This is a genomic window from Cellulomonas sp. P4_B5_2, from assembly GCF_056402235.1.
In genome coordinates, this window is the sequence record NZ_JBFUHU010000365.1 from 1 (window position 1) to 3484 (window position 3484).

The 3484-nt window shown below is 72.1% G+C and carries 3 protein-coding genes and 1 pseudogene; 1 reads left to right on the top strand and 3 read right to left on the bottom strand.

Annotated elements, in window-relative coordinates:
* Together AC1DUQ_RS19470 and AC1DUQ_RS19475 are read right to left on the bottom strand one after the other, a co-directional pair.
* A pseudogene (locus AC1DUQ_RS19470) lies at window positions 1–1157 on the bottom strand (hypothetical protein); the annotation flags it as partial.
* Window positions 1158–1290: 133 nt separating this feature from the next.
* Window positions 1291–2454 (bottom strand): N(5)-(carboxyethyl)ornithine synthase, encoded by a 1164-nt coding sequence (locus AC1DUQ_RS19475; RefSeq protein WP_477059880.1) that lies wholly within the window; start codon window positions 2452–2454, stop codon window positions 1291–1293.
* Window positions 2455–2570: 116 nt separating this feature from the next.
* Between AC1DUQ_RS19475 and AC1DUQ_RS19480 the strand changes: the two genes are divergently transcribed.
* Window positions 2571–3152, top strand: coding sequence for a TetR/AcrR family transcriptional regulator (locus AC1DUQ_RS19480; protein ID WP_477059879.1), 582 nt, complete (start codon window positions 2571–2573; stop codon window positions 3150–3152).
* 13 nt (window positions 3153–3165) lie between these two features.
* Here the strand turns inward: AC1DUQ_RS19480 and AC1DUQ_RS19485 are convergent.
* Window positions 3166–3484: ATP-binding cassette domain-containing protein (locus AC1DUQ_RS19485; protein ID WP_477074394.1), on the bottom strand; the 319-nt coding region annotated here is incomplete at its 5' end.

A 3484-nucleotide genomic window follows, 5' to 3' on the forward strand; every position in this document is an offset into this window, starting at 1 on the left:
GTCGTGCGGACGGTGGTCGTGCGGACGGTGTAGCCGTCCACGAGGACGCCGACGCGCGAGACGTTGAACAGCCCGTTCGCGCGGTGGTGCGCGGTCGCGAGCTCGTCGCCCGTGACCTGCGCGGCGTCGGCGGTCCCGACGAGCCGGTCGAGGTGCGCACGCGTGCCCTCCACGTCCGCAGCCAGCGCCGCGGCGGCCGCGGCCGGGTCGGCGAGCTGGGTCTGCAGGCGCACGACGTCGGCGGCGCTCTGGTCGACGTCGGCGACGACGCTCCAACGGCGCCGCTCCCCGGGGGCGATCGTGAGGCGAGCGCGGACGAGGTAGGCGCCCTTCTCGCCGCGGACCTCGTGCTCCGCGACGACGGGGAGGCCGGTCGCGAACGCACCGACCTGGCGCGCGGAGAGCAGGTGGTCGACGTCGTCGAGGCCGACCTGCCAGGCGACGGTCGTGGACAGCGACTCGCTCGGGTCGGCCTTGTCGGTGAGCGTCGAGTTCAGGTAGACGAGCCCGAGGCCCGTCGCGGCGTCGACCTCGGCACGCTTGTAGGCGTCGAGCAGGCTGCTGAGCTCGCCCTGCGTCTGCACGGTGACGCCCGCGGGCAGCAGGTCGACGAATCCGTCCAGGACCTCGGCCCGGACGTGCCGGTCGGTCGCCGAGGCGACCTCGACCTCGCGCACGACGCCGAACCGGGCGGCGGTCCGCCACGTGACCCGCACGCGCAGGCCCAGGTCTGGGCGGGTCTCCTCGAACACGAGGGTGGTGCCGAGCGGGTCCTTGTACAGGTGGCGCTCGGCGTCCGGGTCGCCCGGACGGCGCGGCGCGAACGGCTGCCAGAACACGTTCCCGTCGGCCGTGGCGACGCGCAGGAGCGTGAGCCCCCCGGTCCGGCCGGCACCCGCGGCGACCTTGTCCTCGGTGGCGTACGGGAAGAGCGCGCGGTCGGCCTCCTCGCGCCCCGCCGTGACGCCTCCGGTGCTGGAGATGAACAGCCACAGGTCGCTCGCGCCGACCAGCGTCATGAAGAACGGCGGCAGGTCGTCGTAGGACGTGATGCGGTAGAAGCGTCGGCCGTCGAGGTCGACGAGCCCGGACTCGAGGGCGTCAGGGACCTGACCCAGCTCGTCCGTGGGTGCGGGCGTGAAAGTCTGCGACGCCATTGCCGATGTCCTTCGTTCGTACGCGCGTGGGGCCACCTGCGAGCCGCGTCTGTGCGGCCGTGGATGCGCTCCCATAGAGTGACACGTGTCACCCCGCAAAGGCAACGCCGCACGGAGGCGTCGCCTCCGTGGCCTACGCCGCCAGGTACGGGTACTCGGCGGACCGGCCCTGGAACGTGAGGATCGCCTCGTTGCGGACCTGACCGTCCTCGATCTCCACCGCCCGCTGGATCGTGTCCGACGAGGCCCACGACTCGGAGCCTGCCATCACCGTGCGCAGGAACGGCATCAGCGCCTCGCTGATCTCCCACGTCGCCGAGTTCCACAGCAGCGACGGGCTGTGGTCGACCGCGTAGTAGTTCGTCGTGTCACCGACCGTGAACATCGGGTCCGCGAACGACGTCGGCCGCGCCCAGCCGAAGCCCATCCCCTCGTCGACGGACACGTCGACGATGAGGCTGCCCGGCCGGAACTCACCCAGGTTCGAGGTGCGCAGGTACGTCAGCGGAGCGTTCGGGTCCTGCAACGTGCAGTTGACGACGATGTCGTTCTCGGCCAGGTACCCAGGGAGCCGCACCGGTCCGTCCTCGGTGGTGACCGTGCTCTCGAACGGGTCCTCGGGGTTGTGGTCGAAGTGGATGATGTCCACCGACGGGATCGGGGAGCCGACGGCGGCGATCTCCCGGTTGGTCAGCACCCGCACGTCGTGGATCCCGTGCGCGTTGAGCGCCGTGACGGCGCCGCGCGCGGTCGCCCCGAACCCGATCACCACCGCGCTGAGCCTGCGCCCGTAGTCACCGGTCGACCCGCACAGCTGCAGCGCGTGCAGCACCGAGCAGTAGCCCGCCAGCTCGTTGTTCTTGTGGAACACGTGCAGGCCGAAACCGCCGTCAGCCTGCCAGTGGTTCATGGCCTCCCAGGCGATCAGGGTGAGCCGCTTGTCGATCGCCAGCTGGGTGATCCGGCGGTCCTGCACGCAGTGCGGCCACCCCCACAGCACCTGACCGTCGCGGAGATCCTCCAGGTCCGACGCCTGCGGCTTGGGCAGCAGCACGATGTCCGCCTGGGCGATGACCGCGTCGCGGTCGCACATCTGCCCGACGAGCGGCGCGATCTGGTCGTCGGCGATGCCGAAGCTGGCGCCGTAGCCCCGTTCGAGGATCATCTGCGCCCGGAGGTCCGCGTCGATGCGCTCGAGGTGACCGGGGTGGATCGGGAGCCGCCGTTCGTCGGGCTTGCGTGACGTGGCCATCACACCCAGGCGTAACAACTCGGCCTTGGCAAACGTTTTACTCATGGTTGATCGTAGTCGCGTCAGGCCGGCCGCGTGGGCGAGCCCCAGGTCCACCGTGTGACTGCCCGCACGTACCATCGGTGTCCGGTGCGCGCCAGGCGCGCGCGAGAGGGGGTGCGGTGCCACGGATCGATGCCCCGACCGTCGCCGAGCACCGGGCCGCGCGGGAGCGAGCGCTGCTGGACGCCGCACGCGGGCTGCTGACGGACCGGCCGGAGCGAGTGCCGACGCTCGCGGAGGTCGGGGAGCTCGCCGGGCTGTCCCGCTCGAGCGTGTACCAGTACTACGCCTCGAGCGAGGACCTGCTCTCCGCCGTCGTGCGCGACTCCTTCCCGCGCTGGCAGGAGCGCCTGGACGCGGCGATCGGAGCGGCCCACGGCCCACGCGGACGCGTCCTGGCCTACCTCCGTGTGAACCTCGAGCTCGTCGCCGACGGTGAGCACGCCTTGGCCCGGACCTTGGTGTCGGTCGCACCGTCCGAGGAGCTGACGCGCCGGTCGCAGACCTTCCACGACCGGCTGCTCGCGCCGTTGCGCGAGGCGCTGCAGGAGCTGGGCGCGCCGGACCCGGAGACGACGACCGAGCTGATCAACGCCCTCGTGCACACCGCCTCGCGCCAGGTCGAGCAGACCGGCGAGCTGGAGCGCGCCTACGACGCGACCGCGGCGCTGGTCGACGGGTACCTGCGCACGCTCGCCTGACCGCAGGCACCCGTCAGACCGGCCGGAGCCTGCCGTCCACCATCTCCAGGACGCGGTCGCAGTGCTCGAGCACGTCGTGGTCGTGGGTGACCATCACGGACGCGACGGCGTGCTGGTGGGTCTGGTCGGCCAGCAGGCGGACGGTCTCGTGGCTGCGGCGCCGGTCGAGCGCAGCGGTCGGCTCGTCGACCAGCAGGACCGAGGGCGAGGCCACGAGTGCGCGGGCGATGCCGACGCGCTGGCGCTCCCCGCCGGACAGGCGACCCGGGCGCCGGTGCGCGTGGGGCGTCATCCCGACGGCCGCCAGCAGCTCCTCCGGGGAGGTCGTCGCC